The organism is Flavobacterium sp. N502540 (genome assembly GCF_025947365.1).
GTDB lineage: Bacteria > Bacteroidota > Bacteroidia > Flavobacteriales > Flavobacteriaceae > Flavobacterium.
Genome location: NZ_CP110012.1, coordinates 4,855,756 through 4,876,600 on the forward strand (window position 1 = coordinate 4,855,756; position 20,845 = coordinate 4,876,600).

At 36.6% G+C, this 20,845-nt stretch carries 15 protein-coding genes and 1 pseudogene; 2 read left to right on the forward strand and 14 right to left on the reverse strand.

Features of this window, described 5'->3' with window-relative positions; genetic code table 11:
- Nucleotides 1–57 precede the first annotated feature (57 nt).
- From OLM58_RS20240 to OLM58_RS20305, 14 genes and pseudogenes are all read right to left on the reverse strand, one after another.
- Nucleotides 58–147: pseudogene (locus OLM58_RS20240) on the reverse strand (hypothetical protein); the annotation flags it as partial.
- Nucleotides 148–189: 42 nt separating this feature from the next.
- Nucleotides 190–711: a hypothetical protein gene (locus OLM58_RS20245; protein ID WP_264530375.1), complete on the reverse strand. Its 522-nt coding sequence runs from the start codon at nucleotides 709–711 to the stop codon at nucleotides 190–192.
- Nucleotides 668–1,582 (reverse strand): RHS repeat-associated core domain-containing protein, encoded by a 915-nt coding sequence (locus OLM58_RS20250; protein WP_264530376.1) that lies wholly within the window; start codon nucleotides 1,580–1,582, stop codon nucleotides 668–670. Before OLM58_RS20250 ends, OLM58_RS20245 begins: the two co-directional genes overlap by 44 nt.
- 152 nt (nucleotides 1,583–1,734) lie before the next feature.
- Nucleotides 1,735–2,232 carry a hypothetical protein gene (locus OLM58_RS20255; RefSeq protein WP_264530377.1) on the reverse strand — a complete coding sequence of 166 codons (498 nt, stop codon included), beginning with the start codon at nucleotides 2,230–2,232 and terminating at the stop codon, nucleotides 1,735–1,737.
- Nucleotides 2,233–2,236: 4 nt separating this feature from the next.
- The gene (locus OLM58_RS22105) at nucleotides 2,237–3,301 is read right to left on the reverse strand and encodes an RHS repeat-associated core domain-containing protein (RefSeq protein WP_319802356.1); all 1,065 of its coding nucleotides are present in this window, start codon (nucleotides 3,299–3,301) and stop codon (nucleotides 2,237–2,239) included.
- A gap of 119 nt (nucleotides 3,302–3,420) precedes the next feature.
- Entirely contained in the window at nucleotides 3,421–3,939 is a 519-nt protein-coding gene (locus OLM58_RS20265) for a hypothetical protein (protein ID WP_264530378.1), read from the reverse strand.
- A gap of 11 nt (nucleotides 3,940–3,950) precedes the next feature.
- Entirely contained in the window at nucleotides 3,951–7,463 is a 3,513-nt protein-coding gene (locus tag OLM58_RS20270) for an RHS repeat-associated core domain-containing protein (protein WP_264530379.1), read from the reverse strand.
- Between the two features lie 36 nt (nucleotides 7,464–7,499).
- Complete coding sequence (locus OLM58_RS20275; protein WP_264530380.1) at nucleotides 7,500–10,328, reverse strand: DUF5977 domain-containing protein; 2,829 nt, start codon at nucleotides 10,326–10,328, stop codon at nucleotides 7,500–7,502.
- Between the two features lie 10 nt (nucleotides 10,329–10,338).
- A complete protein-coding gene (locus OLM58_RS20280) occupies nucleotides 10,339–11,967 on the reverse strand; it encodes a hypothetical protein (protein ID WP_264530381.1) in 1,629 nt (542 codons plus the stop codon).
- A 106-nt stretch (nucleotides 11,968–12,073) separates the two neighbouring features.
- Entirely contained in the window at nucleotides 12,074–13,738 is a 1,665-nt protein-coding gene (locus OLM58_RS20285; protein WP_264530382.1) for a T9SS type A sorting domain-containing protein, read from the reverse strand.
- Nucleotides 13,739–14,118: 380 nt separating this feature from the next.
- Nucleotides 14,119–14,937 (reverse strand): methionine ABC transporter substrate-binding lipoprotein MetQ, encoded by an 819-nt coding sequence (gene metQ / locus OLM58_RS20290; RefSeq protein WP_264530383.1) that lies wholly within the window; start codon nucleotides 14,935–14,937, stop codon nucleotides 14,119–14,121.
- Between the two features lie 128 nt (nucleotides 14,938–15,065).
- Entirely contained in the window at nucleotides 15,066–15,719 is a 654-nt protein-coding gene (gene metI, locus OLM58_RS20295; RefSeq protein ID WP_264530384.1) for a methionine ABC transporter permease MetI, read from the reverse strand.
- Complete coding sequence (metN, locus tag OLM58_RS20300) at nucleotides 15,712–16,743, reverse strand: methionine ABC transporter ATP-binding protein MetN (protein WP_264530385.1); 1,032 nt, start codon at nucleotides 16,741–16,743, stop codon at nucleotides 15,712–15,714. Before metN ends, metI begins: the two co-directional genes overlap by 8 nt.
- Nucleotides 16,744–17,197: 454 nt before the next feature.
- A complete protein-coding gene (locus OLM58_RS20305; RefSeq protein ID WP_264530386.1) occupies nucleotides 17,198–18,424 on the reverse strand; it encodes a PQQ-dependent sugar dehydrogenase in 1,227 nt (408 codons plus the stop codon).
- A 294-nt stretch (nucleotides 18,425–18,718) separates the two neighbouring features.
- Here OLM58_RS20305 and OLM58_RS20310 point away from each other — a divergent pair, with 294 nt between their 5' ends.
- Both OLM58_RS20310 and OLM58_RS20315 read left to right on the forward strand, forming a co-directional pair.
- The gene (locus tag OLM58_RS20310; RefSeq protein WP_017495667.1) at nucleotides 18,719–19,384 is read left to right on the forward strand and encodes a FadR/GntR family transcriptional regulator; all 666 of its coding nucleotides are present in this window, start codon (nucleotides 18,719–18,721) and stop codon (nucleotides 19,382–19,384) included.
- Between the two features lie 42 nt (nucleotides 19,385–19,426).
- Entirely contained in the window at nucleotides 19,427–20,662 is a 1,236-nt protein-coding gene (locus tag OLM58_RS20315; protein ID WP_264530387.1) for an MFS transporter, read from the forward strand.
- Nucleotides 20,663–20,845 lie beyond the last annotated feature (183 nt).

Genomic DNA, 20,845 nt, shown 5'->3' on the forward strand with positions numbered 1-20,845 from the left:
TCCATTAGGATCATTAAAATATACAGGATTATTAAGAGCGTAAGTGTATGGAGAAAAACGTCTCGATACTTCAACCAACGGGTCAATCTTCATCCAACGACCAAGTGCAGGGTCATAATTCCTTGCGCCATAATCGTAAACATTCAGGTTTAACTCGTCTTGAAGCTCTTTATTATTGTACTTATATTTTTAATCAACGACATAGACCTCTTTCGAGAATAAACAATCACTGGTTCTTAAGATCATTTTGTCTTGTGGTATATTCTTTTGTGCTTTCAAAAATTTATGATCGCGTATGACTATATTTAGCATTTGCTTACCTTTTTTTTCAAAAACGGCCTTAAACTCAAATTTACCTGTATTTAATGAATCAACATAGGATAATAAACGATTATTATTTACTTCATCATAATCGGCCAATTCTTTATTTACATTAGTTGATAATAGAAGTACTAAAAACCTGCTGCTAGTTATAACAGAATCAACATTACTCACATCATATTGAAGTTTACCGTCAATAACTTTATTTACTTTTACTGTATCAGGAAAACTACAAAATAAAATTTTACTTTTGCTTAAATTACTTTTTAAATCTTGATTTGGATTTTCTTCTTTCTTGTTATTACATGAAGTTATAAGCAATACGGTAACTGCAAAGCTAATTATCTTAAAAATCCGTTCCATATTTTTTATTGAAATTTTTGATATCATTTTGTTGTATATTTTTAGCCTCATTAGTTACTCTTGCAGAATCTTTTTTATTGACAATAGTATCTTTAAAAAACTTAGTAGCTGATCTTGAACCGTTACCACTTGCGTCAAGTGTCACCTTGGGTACTGATATTTGAACTTCACTACTTTCTGTTTTCATTGTTGGTTCGGATTTTACTTCATCTCCGCCATCTGGACTCTTCACAAAAGGATTACTGCCATCAGGAACTACACCGGGAACAGTTGTCGGCGGACCATAAACATCAGTTAGCCCAACTATTACACTCATATCTACTTGCGGAGTATCTCTTCCAGCCTGATCACTAACCATTCCTCCCTGTTTTCCTCCTTCGGTCGTAAAACTAACACCAAAACCAAATGCTTTTTGAGCCTTTTCAGCCTTTCCTATTTTAATATCAGGTGTTATTTTATCTAACATAATACTAGCTTTATGAGAAAGAATATTTCTAGTATTTGAGACAACAGTACTTACTTTATTGACAACATAATTTTTAACTGCTGTAGTAGCTCTATTAATTAAACCTGTAATTGGATTATCTGGCCACATACCATCAGGGTCAATAAAATACACTGGATTATCAAAGGCATAGGCATATGGTGACCATCTACGACCTTTTTCCGCCAACGGGTCAATCTGCCAAAATCTTGGTGCATCGGGAGTATAAATTCTTGCTCCATAATCATAAGTATTCAATCCCAACTCATCCTGAAGCTCCTTGCCGTTGTACTCATACTTATTACTCGTAGCTACATAATCATTATACTCCTTGTGTTTCAGTCCAAAAGGGCAATAATTATTCTCGTCAATAATAGTAAAAACTTGCGTTGCCGGATTTTTAGCATAACTCAATCGTATGTTACCTAAATGGTCTTTGTACTAGTACACATATTTATAAGAACCTGCGGAAGGCTCTACATAACCTTCGGCAGTTGGAGCGAAGTCACAGACCTTGGCACAGCAGCTACACTTTGCGGAACAGGGGCATCGGGAGAACACTATCTTTATTTTTCTCTTATCACAAAAACTTTATGAGTAGCCCTAAATTCATTACTTATAATTCTAATTCTTTTTTCTTGTTTTCCATTTATTATTTCTTTAGTGTCTATCCAGACTTCGTCTTTAATAATACCATCAATATAATTTATTCCTAATTTATCAAATTTTGTAAATAATGGAATACTAATATTTGACCTAGCAAACATTGTATCTTTTGTACTTTTTTTTAAATTATTTTCATCATTTGTCAGTACTTGTGTTTTAATAAAGCTATACTCAATCATTCTCCCTTTTTTATTTATAACTTTATTCAAAACAGTTGTTACTGTATCAAAATCTCCTCTAAAATTAATATTTCCTTCATAATATTTATTTACTACGACTGTATCAGGAAAATTGAAAGAAAATCTTGCATGAACAATTTTTTGAGATTTGTCATCTTCTTTTTTACAAGAAACTACACAAAAACAAATTATAAAAAAGACTAAATTGATTCTCTTCATGATATTAATGATTTTGTTTGTATATTAAAGTTTTCCTCTGTGCTTCTTGCATTTTTGCTTTATAATTTTGCTTATTTAAAGTATTAATCATTGCAGAATCTGAAGGTAAAACAGATGTATCTCTAGGTTTTCCTACATGAACTTGCGAATCATTTCCTCTTATAGGGTCAGTTGTTGAATAATTTTGAATCTGCATATTTATCATTTCCGGACTCGTTGACATTGTACTTTCAGTTGTTGATTCCTTTTTAGAATCACCATATTTAAGACTAATACCTATACTCATAGTTAAAGGATTTGCCATTAAACCATCCATTAAAAGGCTTCCAAGCATTTGACCTAAATCTAATAAAGTACCTTGATCACCTGTATCGGCTTGTATTGAACCAGATCCTCGATCGCTTCCCAAATCTCCACTTCCTGCCACGGCATCTCCACCAACTCCAAAAATTCTTAAACCATCGCTCGATGCATCATAATTATCTGATGATAATATACTCCCATCCGCATTATAATTAAGATCATAGTTACCTGCATCATTAGAAACTTTTTCAGTGTGAGTTGCTCCAATATATTTTTCTCCACTTTTTAATTGAGTTAGCAAATTCCCACTATTAAGATTAGGGTCAAAAACCATATTTCCATTTGCGTCTTTTTTCCAATCATAAGGAGCCATTCCATCAGGATCAATAAATCTTAATGGATTATCAAAACAATAATTATACGGAGACCATCTTCTCATTTTTTCAGCTAAAGGATCTATCGTAGTCCAACCAACTCTTGCAGGATCATATAATCTCGAACCATAATCGTAGAAGTTAAGCCCCAGCTCGTCTTGCAATTCCTTTCCATTGTACTTATACTTATTACTCGTAGCTACATAATCATTATATCCCTTGTGTTTCAATCCAAAAGGATAATAATTATTCTCATCAATAATGGTAAGAACTTGCGTTGCCGGATTTTTAGCATAACTCAATCGTATGTTACCCAAATGATCTTTGTATTGGTAAACATACTTTTTATCTATGTTATCATAATACCCTTCAGCCGTTGGAAAAAACTCCAAAGTTGGTCGCGACGGAACAGCCTGATTTGCTGACTGGGCTGTGAAAACACTAAAAAAGCCTAGTCTCCGCTGGTGAATCTACAACAGAATCAAGAGCAAAGTCCTAGACATTCATCAGTTTAAAGGTTTGACTTTGGTTCGGGTCTGTTAATTACTATAACTTTATGATTTACCCTAAACTCATTTGTAATAATTCGAGTCATAGGTTTCCCATATTTATCTGTCCCTCCACCTTCTATACTTACTTGATCAGTAATTATTCCATCAATATAATTAACCCCAAGTTTATTAAAAAAAATATTGTATAATGGAATTATTCTATTATTTTCAGAAGTAAATGTATCAGTTACAATTTTCTTTAAATAATCTTCATTATAACTAATATTATCTGTCCTTAAAAAAGCAAAATCTATAAATCTATATTTTTTGGGATCATTTAAACTTACAGTAATAGTATCTAAGGCATTTCTATAATTTATTTTCCCGTTGTATGAACTATTACGATAAACCGTATCCGGGAAATTTATATTTACATAAAAACTTTTCTCTTTATCTAACTTTATGTCATTGGAATCTTTTTTACAAGATGTTAGACAAATTAGAAAACTTAATAACAAAATATTTTTGGTTCTTTTCATAACTAAAATTTTCAAAATCCTTTCACTGTATTAAGAGAATCGGATTTTTGTTGTTCACGTTTAAAATTCCTTTTATTAATTTCATTAATGCTTCGTACTTGTGACGGATATACCAAAGTATCATGTGAGCCAACTTTACTTACACTCGACTTATTGTTTGGAATATCTGAAACTGAATAATGTTGTAATGACATTGTGACTTTTTCAGGTGCGGATGGAGTCGTTGTTTCAGTTGTCGATTCCTTTTTAGAATCACCATACTTAAGACTAATACCTATACTCATAGTTAAAGGATTTGCCATTAAACCATCCATTAAAAGACTTCCAAGCATTTGACCTAAATCTAATAAAGTACCTTGATCACCTGTATCGGCTTGTATTGAACCAGATCCTCGATCGCTTCCCAAATCTCCACTTCCTGCCACGGCATCTCCACCAACTCCAAAAATTCTTAAACCATCGCTCGATGCATCATAATTATCTGATGATAATATACTCCCATCCGCATTATAATTAAGATCATAGTTACCTGCATCATTAGAAACTTTTTCAGTGTGAGTTGCTCCAATATATTTTTCTCCACTTTTTAATTGAGTTAGCAAATTCCCACTATTAAGATTAGGGTCAAAAACCATATTTCCATTTGCGTCTTTTTTCCAATCATAAGGAGCCATTCCATCAGGATCAATAAATCTTAATGGATTATCAAAACAATAATTATACGGAGACCATCTTCTCATTTTTTCAGCTAAAGGATCTATCGTAGTCCAACCAACTCTTGCAGGATCATATAATCTCGAACCATAATCGTAGAAGTTAAGCCCCAGCTCGTCTTGCAATTCCTTTCCATTATACTTATACTTATTACTCGTAGCTACATAATCATTATACCCCTTGTGTTTTAATCCAAAAGGGTAATAATTATTTTCGTCAATAATTTCAAGAACTTGCGTAACCGGATTTTTAGCATAACTCAATCGTATATTACCCAAATGATCTTTGTACTGGTACACATATTTATAAGAACCTGCGGAAGGCTCTACATAACCCTCGGCAGTTGGGAAAAACTTCAGTACTCCATAATATCCTCCACCTGGTCTTTTACATTTATTGGCCATACTTTCGTATTGGAATCCTCCTAAATAGTCTGTAATGGTAGTGATACAAGTACCTTTATTGACCGTTTTACTCAGTTTTACGCCATTTGCATTGTAAATGTACTCAATATTTCCAGTGGTCGCAAAAGTAATTTTTACGGGTAAATTCAAATGGTTGTAAGTGACAGAAGTGATGTTTTTGTTTTTATCGGTAATCATATTTCCATTAGCGTCATAAGTAAAATCATCATCTGCTTTATTACCATCTTTAAAGCCTTCGCTATCATTTCCGGCAGGACCGTCGGTTACTTTGGTTAATTGATTCGAGTTTTCATTCAGATATCCATAAGTTAAATCATCGGTCTGAAAAACAATAGACGGAGCGTCACTAGCTCCATATCGCTGCAGGAATTTAATGTTTCCGTTTTTATCGTAACTTAAACTTTCGTTATAGGCCCCTGAAATCGGAATGGCATCGTTTGGCTTGCTGTAAATGGCATTAGTTAAACGATTCAGATTGTCGTACTGATAGCCATAAGAACGCTTGGTAAGATCTGTGTTGGTCTTCCAATAGGTTTCTGAAATATTTCCATTATACAAGGCCTGAACCTGTGAGTTGCCTGGTTGTTTGTCGTAATTAATCTTAAAAGCAAACAAATCCAACGGATCTGTGTCTTGCTGTAGGTTTTCAACATTGTTGATTCCGGTGAGCCAACCTCTGACGTTGTAGCTATAATATACTCTCTGTAAAGGACTTGCTGTGTTGTTTCCAACATTTTTAACGATCAATTGTCCTAAGTCATCATAAGTGTTCTCTGCTAAAAGTTCTACTGTTCCTCCATTGATTTGATGCGTGTGAGTCAGCAAACGATCTTGTGGCGAGTAGGTATATTCCTCTCTTATGGTGAGCTCGGTATCTCCTGAGGTACGTTTATGTTTGGTGATGGTATAGAGTGACTTTCCAATAAAATCAAGTTTGCTGTCGATATTGGTATAACCGCTTAGATAATTTTGAGTTCGTGTACTTATTGCTCTGGCTTTTCTATCATAAAAAGTAGTAGTAGTTTCTCCCAATGTTTCTGATGCCATTGTTAGGGCTCTTGTCCAGCTTCCGATCACCAGACCTTTGGCATTGTCTAAGACAGGCTGCTCTTCGATGGTTACGGGTTTGGTCGCAGCATTAGGAAAAGCATAGTCGTCATAATAGGTAACCGTTAAGAGTTTAAAGTTCGTTGGAGCAATGTTATTGCTGTAGTATACCGGTATATCGTCTATGGTTCCTGAACTTTGTTTCGTTTCAAATAAAACGGCAGCAGTATTTTGGGCATCCTGTAATGCCTTTCTGGTAGCTGAATTTGAGGTTTGACTGCTCCAGCCGGTATAAACAGGTCTGCTGAAGGCGTCATATTTGGTAATGAGCCAGCCTTCGGCGGTTTCATCTTTAAAAGGCGAAAAAGCCGGTCCGGTTGCTACAAGGCGATCGAGTTTGTCATAGACTATAAACTCCCATTGTTTACCGGGCAGTTTTTTCTCGACCAGACGATTGCGATAATCGTATTTGTACTGGTAACATAAACCGTTTAAAACATCATCATTAACCGCACCCGTTACTTTTGGCGGCATTACATAAGTCAGATTGCCATAAATATCGTAAACGTAGTACGTATCGTGTCGGTTGCCTGAATTGTAGGTTCTTTTAAGAATGATTTGTCCTTCCGTGTTTTTAAATTCTACTGTAGAGCCTGATGACTCACTTGGGTTTGCTGTTGTATTCTCGTCGTAGGTCACTGTTTTATACAATTTCCCTTCAGCATACGTTCCTTCATCTAAAAAACTAATGTCGTACAATCCTAAGCCTGCCTGCCAAATAGCATTGGCTTTGTACTTTTTTACGGCATCGGCAGTAGTATTGGACTGGTAATCGATTTTAATTTCATGTCCATTGTCCATTGCCCAGGGAGCTCCCGGAGCGGCTTGTTTGAGAACACGGTTTAGTGGTGATGCTTCAAATGCTTTTTGAGAAAAAGGATTTGGGGTATCGTCATACTTTTCAGTACTATAAAAGACAGTTGCGGCATTTATAGCTGCTGTCGGGTCGATCTTGGGGTAATTGTTGCTTCCGTTAGCCACTGCATACGGCAGGTATTCTATGGCTTGTCGTCCAAAACCATCATACTCCATAGGTGTTACAATGTCTTTGCCTCCTGTTCCCTGACCAATAGCAATAGTTTGTATCGGGCGGCCTAATCCGTCAAAATACGTCACATTCTGACTCATTTCATCTTTGGTCAACGCACTTAGATTTGCTGCCTTAACCGCTTTTTTTGGAGCAAGTGTGTATACAAAGTTGTCATTGCTTAAAGTCTGGGCTTTGATACCTGCACTTATAAAGAATAATAAAATTACTCCTGGTATATATATTTTCATAAGAGTCCTATTTTTAAAGGTTTATAGAGAAATCTGTTAACATTTACTTTTAGCGACATCTTCTCCAAACTCATCAATTTCCTTCTGAGCTTTTGCATCTGCATCTTGTTGGGAAATTTTAGAACTGTATTTCCCGGCAGGAACGGTACGTGTGATACTGCCTTTTTTGGGACACTTCTTCTGTACAAAACTCTTACTTTTAGCTTTATTATAAAAAGTACAAATGATTGTTGCATTAGCACTTGCCTGTCCATTGGTATTAAATAAAGCTAATGCCTGCCAATCTGCATCAGCCTGAGAAACGGTTGATGTTTTTGAACCTGCCGGAAGTGTATAACTTACGACCTGCCCAACACCTCCAACAGGACAATTATTTTTAGTAAATGTCCCAGTCATACTTATACTAGAAAAAGTACAGGTTCCTACAGCATTCGCATTTGCTTGCCCATTTATATTAAACAAGATTGCTGCTTGGGAATCTGCATCAGCCTGAGAAACAGTCGATGTTTTTGCCCCTGCCCACAGCGTATAACTAACGACTTGTGGTACACCTCCTCCAGGGCAACTATTTTTAGTAAATGTACCCGTTATACTTGCACTTGAAAAGGTACAAACTCCGACGGTATTAGCATTTACCTCTCCATTTGTATTAAACAAGGCTACTGCTTGAGAATCTGCATCGGCTTGGGAAACAGTCGATGTTTTTGAACCTGCCGGAAGCGTATAACTAACTACCTGTCCAACACCTCCTGCAACGCAATTGTTTTTGATAAAATTTCCTGTTATGCTAACGCTAGAAAAAGTACAAGTTCCATTTGTATTAGCATAGTTTTGCCCGTCAGTGTTAAACTTAATTAATCCCTTATCGTCAGCATCAGCTTGTGAAGAATTAGAAGACATTGTACCATAAGGCTGACTGTAAACAACGCTTGAGCCTACTCCTCCTGTTGCACAATTATTCTTAGTAATAGATTGGCTTATTGCGGCACTGTAAAAAGTACAACCACCATTTGCATTAGCATAAATTTGTCCTTCGGTATTAAATTTATCTAATCCTTTGCTCTCTGCGTCAGCTTGTGAAATGGTCGAAATATATGCCCCAACATCCTGACTATAACTCACACTTTGTCCTGTTCCTCCCACAGGGCAATTATTTCTGGTAAACGATCCGGTTCTGGCTGCACTTTTATAGAAATACTCGGTGGTTGAAGTATTATCGCTGCAATCTGTTTGCTGACCTTTATAATTGTAGCAATATTTTTGAAGTACATTTAAATCCTGATCTTTTATAAATTTCAATCTGCCAAAAGAATCATATTCGTAATAAGAAGGTACTCCTTTCGGATCTGTTATACTGGTTACTCCAACCAATGGATTATAAGTATAAGTGGTAATAAAAGCATTTGGAAGAGAATTTCTTAATGTATTCAAAGCATTTCTAAATAATTGTTCGGTACAACTCTCTGACATGCAATTATCTGTATCTGCATTTGAAAGCTCCTGTAAGTTTGTTATGGTTCCTGCCGGGATCGAACTATAAGATGCATTTTCAATTTTGGCAATAGGCTGTGTTTTATTATATCCCCAGATTATAGACGTCGATACTCCTGATTCAGGTGTATATTGCAGAATGTTTCCCTTATCATCATACTGATCATACGTAATTTTCTTTTCAAGATTACCTATATTAGGAATATTAAGGAGTCCATTTGTAAACTTAGCTGCATATATCGCTTTTGGAAGCAATAAATTACTCGTTGACGTACTTTTATCATAAACTGTTAATTGTTCTGATAATATATCATTCTCATTAAAAATTTGTTTTTTTAATGGAATACTGATCATATTGCTATTTATCATTTCAGACACAAAAGGCAAATTACTTGCTTCAGAATCTCGCGCGTATATATATTTAGTTCCCTTTATCTTGCCTTCACTTAATACTAATTCTGATTTTGTTAGATTAAGATGTATATAATTATCATAGTAGAATCTTTTTGTAACAGTTGTTCCATTTTGCCCCCTATTAAAAAGAGTTTCAATCTCTTCAGAGGAAACAATCCAATATGATGGAATATTATAATATCTTAAAATAGATGTATTTACATAATATGGACTAGGATTTGGTCTTCTGGCTTCAGGGTACATTGTTTCTTTTGTTAATCCCTGAATATATTTGGTATCTTTTAATGTATATTGATATTCATTCTTTTTAATGGAATCTCCTACAGCATTAAAATAAATAATCTTACTGACTTTCCCGTTTTTAGGATTATGAATAAGGGGGATATACGGCAGAATCCTTGACGGTAAAACATCTTCAATGTTATGATAATAGTACTCTGTTCTTCCATTCTCTCCATTTTCCCCATCTAACTCAATGACTCTATCGTAACCAACTACTCCCGGATTTTGCACAAGATTTGAAGCTGAAGTAGAATTTGACATACGAACCCTATAAATATAAGTGTAGTAACCTAAAGAACCATCCAATCCGGCCTGTCCTCCTGGCCACTCATCATCATGACGAGTGTAATCAGTTGCAAATATTGGAAAATCGTAAATAAGCGGTTCAATAAGTTTACCTGTTGTCGAACCATTTGTATTATTATATAAAAATTTCTTTACTCCGATTATACTATTATTACTATCAAAATTCATTATTTTCTGAATTCTTACCCCTCCTCCTTTTCTTTGTGTTACAAAAGTTTTTTTACTCCAACTAGCAGTTATAGAAGAAGTTATTCCTTCAATGTTTCTAATATCCATTGTATAATGTCCTGGATAGATTATAAAATCTAAAGTTTGGGGATTCGAATATTGACCTGATGGTTGTTCAGTAGTTTCTAAAAACTGATATATCAAATTTCCGTCTTTATACAAATGAGCATAATCTCCAATGTATATTAAATCTCCTTTTTTTTTTGAAAGTACCTTTTAACGTTACTATTGTAGTGTCTATAACAGCAAGATCAAACGCCTCAGAGTATTTTCCTATCATCGAATTAGCCATTACGGTTTGTGGCTGTAAAACATACTGGTCATCTCCTTTCAAATTATGATACTCATTTAGTTCATAATTGAATTTAGTCTTGCCTCCAGTTGGGTAAGTTATTGATGAAAGCATTCCTTTTATCGCTTCTGTGTTTACTTGATTCGCGGATCGATCCGCTCCATTCCAGAACTTTTCAACAGAAGGAATTATTTTAGTTGGTAAAAGCGTATTATTTGAAGACTTACCATTGTAATACCCCCAATGGTCTATTGCTTTTGTATACTTATAAGGAAGATCATCTGCATTATAATAATCTAAAATATAGGGAGGTTTTGATTGATCATTACTCGCTAATTCTACAACAGCATCTAATTTAAGTCTTCTTCTGTTTGTATAATCATTAGTTAATATAGTTTCAGAGGTATTTGACAAAAAATAACTGTAATTAAAACTGTATTTTTTTAATACATTACCACTTATATCCTTAATAACAATTTGAGATAACTTCTGTGGTTTATCCGTCCCGAGGTATTCAATATCATCTCTATTGGTAGTGTTAAATATGATGCTACCCTCCGAAAAATTAATTTGTTTAAGATATACATCGTAGATTAATTGTTTTGATCCTGTATAACGATGATATTTAGCTGAAAATTTCCCTGACATGGTTGCAGTTTGGGCGACAAGTTTTTCCTGATCATATTCTTCTTCTGATTTAGAAATTAAGCTCATACTCTGTCTAAGTGGCTCTGTCTGATAGGTAAAACTTATCACTTCTTCCGTAGGAGTCACTATTGAACTCAAGTACCAGGACATGGTAATTAAGGGATTCCCATTAATCACATAGTTATCGAAAGCTCCAATTTGAGAATCATTAGGTATATCTCCGCCATCTATAGTCTTGTAAAAATTTTGAACACGCTCTCTGGTATTAAAATAATACCTATACCCCAATCCATCAGTAACCAACCAATTGTCAGTCTGCTGAAGATATTGCATCTTGAGATTGTTTGCCTGGTCTTTATAAACGAGCGAGCCATTAATCTGTTTGTCTAAAACAAATTTACCTGAATAGTTAGCAAAATTATAATGAAAAATATCAGGTTCCGAATCTATCCAACCCTGATCAAAATCGTTCAGATAATTTTGATTATAGCTACTTAAATTAAAAAAATCATTTGATAAAACATCAAACTTATTTGGTAATTTATCCGCATTGTAGTAACCCACTTGAGATGAAGATGTACCAAATAAATCATCACCGCCTTTGACTGATTTCGTTATTACACCTCCCGCTGAAAGAGACCAGCCTAAACCTACCCAACTTGCATTGTCAGCAACCCTTACACCAGAAGAAAAATAATCTAATTTTACGGGTAAAACTTGATTTGACATCTTTATTTCATAAATTGGAATGGTTACTCCGACAGTTCCATTATAGTAATTGACGGGGTTATTTCCATAGACTCCTAATGAGGCTGCTGTTGGTGACGGTTGAATAACTTTCATAGGATCAAACGGTTGTTGCCCCAATGCAATACCCCAGAAAAATAAACTTATCACAGATTGTACTATTTTCTTTTTCATAGTTATTCTTAATAATTGATATTTTAATTTACTTTACCGATTTAATCACTTTCACAGATTCTGTTTTCACATCTGTTCTGACTTTTATAATATAGATTCCTTCAGGGTACTGGCTTAGATTAACAGGAACGGTCCTGCTGTTGATGTCAAATTCCTGCAAAGTACGTCCGGCGATGTCGATCAAAGCGGCCGTACCTTCTTTAAAATCATAGCCTATGATAATATTGGTGTAAGTGGATGCAGGATTCGGAATGGCTTCGATACTGGATTTTACTTTTTCCACTTTTGTTTTGTCTTTGAGCTTTACCACCCAAAAATCATTGCCTCCTATACTGCCGTTTTTATCTCTTGAGGCAGTCGAATTGGAGGTTCCTGCCATGAGATACCCTCCGTCTCGGGTTTCGATTAACTTCCTGAGAATATCCTCTCCGGCACTGCCTACGGTTTTGTTCCAGATTTCTTCTCCTTTATCGTCAATCTTCATCGCGATATAGTCGTTGATACCTTCTTTTTCTTTACTGACGGAGTTAAGTGCTTTGGCCACAATCCCTTCGCGAGGGCGCCTGCTTTCGCTTTGGGCATAACCGCCTATGAGATAACTTTGGTCCTTGTTTTCCACCAGAGAAGTGAGAATGTCTGTTTTTCCGAAATCATAGGTTTTACTCCATACCACACCTCCGTCTTTATCGAGTTTCAGGATCCAGTAATCGGTTCCGTTTCCAACTATCCCGCCCATAGTGGTCAGAGCATTTTTACTGTTGGAATTTCCTCCTGCAATATAACCGCCATCGGCAGTCTGATGGATCACATAGGGCTGATCGTCTCCTTCGGCTCCATAAGTACTTTGCCATTGAATTTCACCGGTATCCGTTATTTTGAGGATCCAGTAATCTCCGATTCCTTTGTTGTTTTCTGTTTTGTCACCTGAAACGGGGGAGTTGGAATAGCCCGCCAGAATATAGCCGTTGTCTGTCGTTTGCTCCATGCTTCTCAGTACGTCGCTATAACTTCCTCCATAAGTCTTTTGCCATTCGACATCACCCTGTTTGTCCAGTTTGACAATCCAATAGTCCATATTGCCACGGCATTTCTCTGATTTATTAAACTGATCTGCTTTTGTGGTGGGTTTGGACATACTGTTTGTAGCAGCACGTACATTACCGGAATAATCGGAACTCGAGGAGCCTCCTAACATATAACCACCATCTTTGGTTTGAAAAGCACATAAGAGTTCGTCCTTCCCTGTACCACCAATCGTTCTCTGCCATTGTTCACTGCCCGAGGCATCTAATTTGATGACCCAAAAATCAGTAAGACCTTTACAGCTATCTTTCTTTTGAAAGCCTAGTCCTGAATCAGAAGTTCCTGCAAGTATAAATCCGCCGTCTCTGGTGTTTTTAATACTCTGGAGCAAATCAAATCCGCTTCCGCCTATACTTTTCTGCCAGACCAGATCTCCTTTTTCACTCATTTTCCAGATCCAGTAATCCAAATCTCCATGATTATCGTCGTCTTTGTTTCCGGTTTTGTTAGATAAGGAACTTCCTGCCAGAATAAAGCCGTAATCGGCTGTGGGCTGTGCGTCGAACAAATAGTCGGCATGCTGTCCGCCGTATGATTTCTCCCAGAGAATGTCTTGAGAATAGGTAAAGAAGGAGAAAGTTAAAATGGGTAACAGATAGCATTTTTTCATAAGGCTTTACGGTTTAGTCTTTTGGTTAATTAAATGGCAGGACCTGATCACACACTTAATTTTTATACTCTATAAAGTATCTTTATTCTTGTTAATATTCAGTTAATTTAAGCTAATAAAATAATCAAACACAAACAAAATCAACAACTGGAAGCATTAATGAAATAAATAAGCTTAAATATGTAACACTTGGTAGTATTACAAAAAAAAACACTAAACAAACCAAAAATCTTAAAGCAATAGAAAAACAGATTTCACCACGTCGATTTTAACCAAAAAAAAAGCGCAATGATTAAAAAATCATTACGCATTATAAAACTGCAAGGTTTTACCCGATTAAAAAAAAGAACTATCCGGCCTCCCTATATTTCCAAAAAAAATTACCAGCCCTTTACTGCTCCGCCTTTAAACTCGCGAACAGCCGCCTGCTCTACTTCGGCAGATTGAAAAGCTGCTACAAACTGTTTTATTTTTTCTTCTTTTTTGTTGTCATCACGGCTCACGATTAAGTTAACGTAAGGCGAATCTTTGTCCTCTACAAACAGGGCATCACGGGCCGGAACCAGTCCTGCCTGTGAAGCAAAAGTATTATTGATAATCGCTACCGCTACATTCTGATCGTCTAAAGCACGTGGCAATTGCGGAGCTTCTAATTCTAATATTTTAAGATTCTTAGGATTTTCCGTGATATCCGTTACTTTAGGCAATAAACCTACATTTGGACGAAGTTTCAGTAAACCGTTTTTCTCTAAAAGCAATAAGGAACGTCCTCCATTTGTCGGGTCATTTGGAATAATGATTGTGCTTTCGTTTTTCAATTCCGACAAGCTTTTGATCTTTTTTGAATAAGCCGCAATTGGATAAATGAAGGTCTTGGCAATAATCGCCAGTTTGTATCCGCGCTGTTTTGATTGCTCGTCTAGATAAGGTTTGTGCTGAAAAGCATTAACATCAATATCTCCCTGACTTAACGCTTCGTTTGGAATCACATAATCGTTAAAAGAAACCAATTCTACCTCAAGACCGTATTTGGCTTTGGCTACTTTTTGAGCAGCCTGAGCCACCACATATTCCGGACCGGCCGCTACTCCAACTTTAATATGGTGCGGGTCGTTATCTTTACTTTTTCCGCAATTGGACACCACAATTGACAATGCCACAATTCCTGTTAATTTTAAAAAATTTAGTTTATTATTCATCCTTCTACTATTTATAATTTTAACTCTTTACTCTTTCTTCTTTACTCTTTCTTCTTTACTCTTTCTTCTTTACTCTTTCTTCTTTACTCTTTCTTCTTTACTCTTTCTTCTTCGCTCTCAATTAAACGTTATCTATGGTCAAATCGTTTAGACAATGCATCGCCTGCGAACTGAATCAGGAATACCAGCACAACCAGCAAAGCCAAAACCGAGTTCATCGTTACAGCATCATAACCTATATAACCGTACTGGTACCCAACCTGCCCTAGACCACCTGCTCCAACTGCTCCACCCATCGCAGAATATCCCACAAGTGTGATTAAAGTAATCGATGCGGCATTGATTAAAGAAGGCAAAGCTTCCGGAAGCAACACTTTAAATACTATTTGCAGAGGTGTTGCCCCTAGTGCTCTTGCTGCCTCGATTAGCCCTGACGGAAGTCCTAAAAGACTATTCTCAACCAATCTGGCAATAAAAGGAGCTGCCCCAATACTTAACGGAACCAATGCTGCACTTACACCAATGGAAGTCCCTACCAGCAATCGTGTAAACGGAATCATCCATACAATTAAGATGATAAACGGAATGGAACGAAAAACATTCACTAAAACCGATAAAAACCGATTCAAAACCGGCTGTTCTAAAATTTGATTTTTTCTGGTCAGAAAAAGTAAAACACCCGTTGGAAGTCCAAGCAAAAAACCAAAAAAACCAGAGACAAAAGTCATCACTATAGTTTCCCAGGTACCTTTTAATAATAATTCAATAATGGATTCAGACATAACCTATGATTTCTGTTTTAATATGTTTTGAAATAAAATACTGGATTGCAGCATCATAATTTTCACGTTTACCTGACAATTCGATCAGCATCACACCAAAATTAACTTCTCCTGCCTGATCCATTTGTGCGCTGACAATCTTAAAATTGGTATCAAACAAACGCGAAACCTCCGAAATAACAGGCTCGTTAACCGATTTACCCGTCATTTCAAGTCTAAGTAACGGATTCAATCCCGCACCATCTTCCTTTTGCAGTCTTTCCTGATACACCTGCGGAACATCAAGATGCAAAGACGAAGCGATAAATTCTTTGGTCAGTTCGTGTTTCGGATCTGCAAAAATTTCCCCGACACTTCCCTGCTCAATTAATTTTCCATGACTGATTACCGCTACTTCATCACAGATCGATTTCACGACTTCCATTTGGTGCGTAATTAAAAGAATTGTAATGTTCAAACGACGGTTGATATCTTTCAGTAAGTTTAAAATCGATCTTGTAGTTGCAGGATCCAGTGCGCTTGTAGCCTCATCACATAAAAGTACTTTCGGATTATTGGCCAGTGTACGTGCAATGGCAACCCTTTGTTTTTGGCCTCCCGAAAGACTTGCCGGATAATCACTGGCCTTTTCTTTCAATCCTACCAGTTCAAGCAATTCTAAAACACGACTTTTGATCTCGGCTTTAGAGGCTCCGACAAGTTCCAGCGGAAAAGCAACATTTTCGAAAACTGTACGTGACGAAAGTAAATTAAAGTGCTGAAAAATCATTCCAATCTGTCTTCTCTCTACCGCCAGTTGGGCATTAGACAATTGCATTAATGCTTTTCCGTCTACAATAATTTCTCCCGAAGTGGGTCTTTCCAACAAATTCACACATCGAATTAAGGTACTTTTTCCTGCTCCCGACGTTCCTATCACACCAAAAATTTTCCCGGGCGGAACCGTAAGCGAAACATCCGATAAGGCGGAAACTATTCGATCCTTCTGATGGAAATTCTTAGTGACATTTTTTAATTCAATCATTCCGTAATTCAAGTTTAAAAACAAAAAAGCCTCTCAAAAAATCATGAAAGGCTTCTTAAATAAATACTATTATTTTATAGGTAAGCCAGATCAATTAACCTCATAACAGGACCGCAGCACATCATCATGTTGCTGTTACAATAGCTTCTATTCTGGTTCTTTTTTCTCATTGATGCGGCAAATTTAATGAGTTATTTTTAATTTCAAGACAAAAACGAGTAAAACTTTTATTAACCTATCAAAATAATAGACTAAAAATGTATTGTGCGTGTTAAAACCACTACTATCAAACGGACAATCTCATCAATAATCTTAAATCTTAAATTAAAAATTAAAAGTCAAAAATTAAAAATCGCTAATCTAAAATCCAACAATCTAAAAAAACACTTTTATACCAACAAAAAAATGGTGCCTCACAGCACCACTTTTTATTCCTACTATCAAAACTCAAACGTTACTTTTTATCAATCTTATACAACCTGCCACCATCCGTAACCGCATATAAAGCCCCGTCATTTCCTTGAGTAATATCCCTGAATCGTTGATTTTCTGAAGCCAAAAGCCTTTCCTCACCTACAACTTTATTATTATCTATTGCAAGACGTACGATATGCATTCCGCTTAAAGCCCCAATAAAAAGATTGTTCTGCCATTCCGGAACGCGATTACCGCTGTAAAACGTCATACCACTTGGCGAGACTACCGGATCCCAGTAATAAACCGGCTGTTCCATACCATCCTGCTGCTGAATTCCCGCGCCTATTTTTTCTCCGCTATATTCAATTCCGTACGTAATGGTTGGCCATCCGTAATTTGCACCAGCCTTTAAGCGATTGATTTCATCTCCTCCTCGTGGTCCGTGTTCCGAAAGCCAGATTTCACCACTAATTGGATGAAGCGCCAATCCCTGAGGGTTTCTGTGTCCGTAGGTATACAATTCAGGCAATGCTCCTGTCTGACTAAAAGCTGGATTTCCCGATGCCGGCTGACCTTCTTTTGTAATTCTTACCACCTTTCCAAGACCTGATGTAAGCGATTGTGCCAAAGGCCTTGTTTCTAAAACCGACCGTTCTCCGGTGCTAATAACCAGATTACCCGTTTTATCAAACAAAATACGCCCTCCATAATGAAGTGTGCTTGCATTGGCAGGCTTTGCTCTGTAAATAATCGTCGCTCCTTCGATTGTTTTCTCATTAGCCGATAATTTTCCTTTGGCCACTGCCGTGTTATTTCCTCCACCAGCAGCTTCTGAAAATACCCAATAAATCATTCTGTTCGATACAAACTCAGGATCCAGACATAAACCCAACAAACCACCCTGTCCTCCTGCATTTACAGCAGGAATACCGGTAATAGGATCACTTACCTCTCCCGCAGTTGTAACAATGCGCATAGTACCAGATTTTTGAGTGACTAACAAACGGCCATCCGGAAGACTTTTAACTCCCCAAGGGCTTGTGAGCGCACTCGTAATAACCTTAGCTTCAAATGCCGTATTGGTCTGCACACCATTAGTTCGGGTTTGTCCTGCAAAAGCAGGTTTGTAAGCTGTATTCGCAGGATTGCCTTCTACAGGGTTTGTAATCGTACCGGGATTAGATGGTGTTTCTTTGTCATTTGAACAGCTCAGAAAAGTAAAGAATACGCCCGAAATAAGCACAATGTGTTTTAGATTTTTCATGTACAGTAGATTTAGTTAAAAATTGATATTTGGGTATCAACTTCAAATTTCTGTATTTCAAATTGAAAAATTTTATACAATTCACCCGAAAAGTTATACAATTTTATTGTTAAGAGATTCAAATTAAAACAAACCACATCAGGACATAACCAACTGAAAAGCAATCAATAACCCGTGAAACCTCCCTAATTCCCTACCATCAGCCTATCCATTAAATCATAAAAAAGACTTAATAATGGTTGATTCTACAATTATTCTTTTATTTTTGCAATCATCAGATGATGTGATACCTACATGAAAACACTAATCCAAAAAAAATCGCTTGCAGAAGAAGTTGCTTCAAAAATACAGGAGCAAATTACCTTGGGTCATTATAAAATTAATGAAAAATTACCCATTGAGGCTGAGTTGATGAAAAGTTTTGGTGTAGGCCGTTCGTCTATACGTGAGGCGATGAAATTGCTTGCTAACTCAGGTTTTTTACGTATTCAGCAAGGTGTAGGTACTTTTGTAGAGCGATTAACCAGTACACGCGAACCAATGGATCAGCGTATCATGCGCGCCAATGTTCAGGATCTGGACGAAGTTCGACAAATACTCGAAATGAAAATTGCTGAAAAAGCAGCAATCAACAGAACTGATGACGATATCGCTGCCATGAAAGAGCATTTACTCAACAGAATGATCGCTGCCAAAGAAGGAAATCTGGAAGAATGTGTAGAAGCGGATATACAATTTCATATTGCAATTGCAAAAGCTTCAAAAAATGAAATTCTGGCGGATCTTTACAAATCTGCTTCCGTACATCTTAAAAAAGGATTCCTGCATCTTTATGGTGATACCAAAATATTCCAGGAAACATCAGCCGTACACCAACAACTTTTAGAAAATATTATTGCACAGGATCCTAAAAAGGCCTGGAATACTGTCGCAAAAATTATAGGACATATCAATTACTAATTTTTACCCATATTCATCAGATGATCTGATCTGTTATTACTTATGAAAACAGAAACTACTTTTACCAATACCCTTACAGAGTCTAAGCAATTAGCTCAGCAAACCGTTTTCTCCATTTTGTTCACGATCAGTTTTACACATTTCATTAACGATATGTTACAAGCTGTAATTCCTGCCGTTTACCCCATTTTAAAAACCAAATTTAACTTGAGTTTTACTGAAGTCGGACTTATTACCCTGACCTATCAGCTAACAGCTTCAATTTTACAGCCTTTCATTGGTTTTTATACCGATAAAAAGCCGCGTCCGTATTCGCTGGCAATAGGTATGGGTTTTACCCTCGTGGGTCTAGCGGCAGTTGCGATAGCTTCCAGCTTTATCAATATTTTACTTGCGGTAAGCTTAATTGGTGTTGGTTCGTCTATATTTCATCCCGAATCGTCAAGGGTTGCCCATCTGGCTTCAGGAGGAAAAAGAGGTCTGGCCCAATCTATTTTTCAACTGGGCGGAAATGCCGGAAGCGCTATCGGACCATTATTGGCGGCGATAATTGTTGTTCCTTACGGACAGTTTAATATTATCTGGTTCTGCTTAGCTGCTATTGTTGGCATTATAATACTTTCAGGCATTGCCAAATGGTATCAGGAACATTTGAATCTGAAGGCAAAAAACAAATCGGCTCTTTCTGAAGAAAGACACCACTCCCTTTCTAAGCGAAAAGTAATAATTTCTTTGGGAATTTTATTGGTTCTGATCTTTTCAAAATACTTCTACATGGCCAGTATGACCAGTTATTATACTTTTTACCTGATTGATAAGTTTCATTTATCAGTTCAGGAATCACAAATTTATCTTTTCGCTTTTCTTGGTGCAGTAGCTGCCGGAACATTGTTTGGTGGTGCATTAGGCGATCGTTTCGGAAGAAAATATATCATCTGGATTTCTATTTTGGGCGTTGCTCCGTTTACATTATTATTGCCCTACGTTTCGCTTTTCTGGACTGGAATTTTATCGGTAATTATTGGATTAATCATATCCTCAGCCTTTTCAGCAATTCTGGTTTACGCTACTGAATTAGTTCCCGGAAAAGTAGGTTTAATTGCCGGTCTTTTCTTTGGTTTGGCTTTTGGTATGGGAGGATTAGGTTCTGCTGTACTGGGAAAACTAGCCGATACTACCAGCATTGAGTATGTCTTTAAAATTTGTGCTTTCTTACCTTTAATTGGTGTTTTGACCAGTTTCTTACCAAACATCGAAGGAAAAAAAGGAAAACAATAGTCACCTAACAAAACCGGTAAAATGTAAACTACAAACTGAGACTGCGAACTGAAACTGTAAACTGTCACTGCAAACTGAGATTGTAAGCTGAGATTGTAAACTGTGGTTTTTACTTTTCTGAATATTTCAATCTTTAATCCTTAAAAAAAGATTAAAATTGGAGTTTCTTCAGCAAATACATTG

Coding starts and splice junctions, on each gene's coding strand:
- OLM58_RS20245 (WP_264530375.1), bottom strand. CDS start 711: ATGATATCAAAAATTTCAATAAAAAATATGGAACGGATTTTTAAGATA.
- OLM58_RS20255 (WP_264530377.1), bottom strand. CDS start 2,232: ATGAAGAGAATCAATTTAGTCTTTTTTATAATTTGTTTTTGTGTAGTT.
- OLM58_RS20265 (WP_264530378.1), bottom strand. CDS start 3,939: ATGAAAAGAACCAAAAATATTTTGTTATTAAGTTTTCTAATTTGTCTA.
- OLM58_RS20270 (WP_264530379.1), bottom strand. CDS start 7,463: ATGAAAATATATATACCAGGAGTAATTTTATTATTCTTTATAAGTGCA.
- OLM58_RS20280 (WP_264530381.1), bottom strand. CDS start 11,967: ATGAAAGTTATTCAACCGTCACCAACAGCAGCCTCATTAGGAGTCTAT.
- OLM58_RS20285 (WP_264530382.1), bottom strand. CDS start 13,738: ATGAAAAAATGCTATCTGTTACCCATTTTAACTTTCTCCTTCTTTACC.
- metQ (WP_264530383.1), bottom strand. CDS start 14,937: ATGAATAATAAACTAAATTTTTTAAAATTAACAGGAATTGTGGCATTG.
- metI (WP_264530384.1), bottom strand. CDS start 15,719: ATGTCTGAATCCATTATTGAATTATTATTAAAAGGTACCTGGGAAACT.
- metN (WP_264530385.1), bottom strand. CDS start 16,743: ATGATTGAATTAAAAAATGTCACTAAGAATTTCCATCAGAAGGATCGA.
- OLM58_RS20305 (WP_264530386.1), bottom strand. CDS start 18,424: ATGAAAAATCTAAAACACATTGTGCTTATTTCGGGCGTATTCTTTACT.
- OLM58_RS20310 (WP_017495667.1), top strand. CDS start 18,719: ATGAAAACACTAATCCAAAAAAAATCGCTTGCAGAAGAAGTTGCTTCA.
- OLM58_RS20315 (WP_264530387.1), top strand. CDS start 19,427: ATGAAAACAGAAACTACTTTTACCAATACCCTTACAGAGTCTAAGCAA.